Origin of the sequence: Prevotella conceptionensis 9403948 (genome assembly GCF_000312305.1) — a bacterium.
In the GTDB taxonomy this organism is placed as follows: domain Bacteria; phylum Bacteroidota; class Bacteroidia; order Bacteroidales; family Bacteroidaceae; genus Prevotella; species Prevotella conceptionensis.
In genome coordinates this window covers 1-985 of the sequence record NZ_HE999491.1, presented here as the reverse complement: position 1 = coordinate 985, position 985 = coordinate 1, and the positions used below count along the sequence as shown (strand labels likewise).

At 55.7% G+C, this 985-nt stretch carries 1 protein-coding gene and 1 pseudogene; both read left to right on the top strand.

Annotation, left to right across the window (positions count from 1 at the left end; all coding sequences use genetic code 11):
- A partial coding sequence (locus tag BN93_RS15880) for a methionine adenosyltransferase domain-containing protein (RefSeq protein ID WP_019189263.1) occupies positions 1-561 on the top strand: 561 nt, incomplete at its 5' end.
- A gap of 192 nt (positions 562-753) precedes the next feature.
- Positions 754-985, top strand: a pseudogene (locus BN93_RS15875) (DUF4271 domain-containing protein); the annotation flags it as partial.

Here is a 985-nt window from a genome sequence, read left to right as displayed (position 1 = left end):
ATCAAGTATTTCGTTAATCCCACGGGTAAGTTCGTTATCGGCGGCCCACATGGCGATACGGGCTTAACGGGGCGTAAAATCATTGTAGACACCTATGGCGGTAAGGGCGCACACGGCGGCGGAGCGTTCTCGGGCAAAGACCCAAGTAAGGTTGACCGTTCGGCTGCATACGCCGCACGCCACATCGCTAAGAACATGGTGGCCGCCGGTGTGGCCGACGAAATGCTGGTGCAGGTGAGCTATGCCATCGGCGTGGCCGAACCGGTTAACATCTACGTTAACACCTACGGACGTAGCAAGGTGCAACTAACCGACGGCGAAATAGCCCAAAAGGTGGCGCAGTTGTTCGACCTGCGCCCCAATGCCATCGAGCGTAACCTCAAACTTCGGCAGCCCATCTATGCCGAAACGGCCGCTTACGGACACATGGGGCGCAAGAACGAGGTGGTGAAGAAAACCTTTACCAGCCGTTATCACGAAACGAAGGTGATGGAAGTGGAGCTGTTTACGTGGGAAAAACTCGACCGCGTAGACGATATAAAGAAGGCGTTCGGCCTTTAAACCCACGGGCTGCATGCGCTGAAACCCCAAGGCAAGGCGTTTGCCGCATGGGATTTCGGGGCATGCCCAGCTTGGTTTGTACCTCTCTTCTCCCCCGTGTCGTGCATCGAAAGCGGCCCTCTTTGCTAGCGCATTGCAAGGCGAAACGTTTTCTGTACGGCCATAACAACATACAACAAGCCCATTCTGAGCGTGCTAAAACCCATTAAAGAACAGTATTATATCGCCCCTGCCGACACGACGGCAGCCGGGACCGCCTTTGCAGACAGTGCAAAAACGGCCAAACCCAAGGTGCTAACACCCAAAGAGGTGCTTAGTTGGCTGCCCTACGACGCTACGCCCGAACAGCAGGACTCGGCCATTCAGGCACATTTCAAGCCCGACTCCATCCATTGGAGCAATCGCCCCGACACCTTGCACCTGC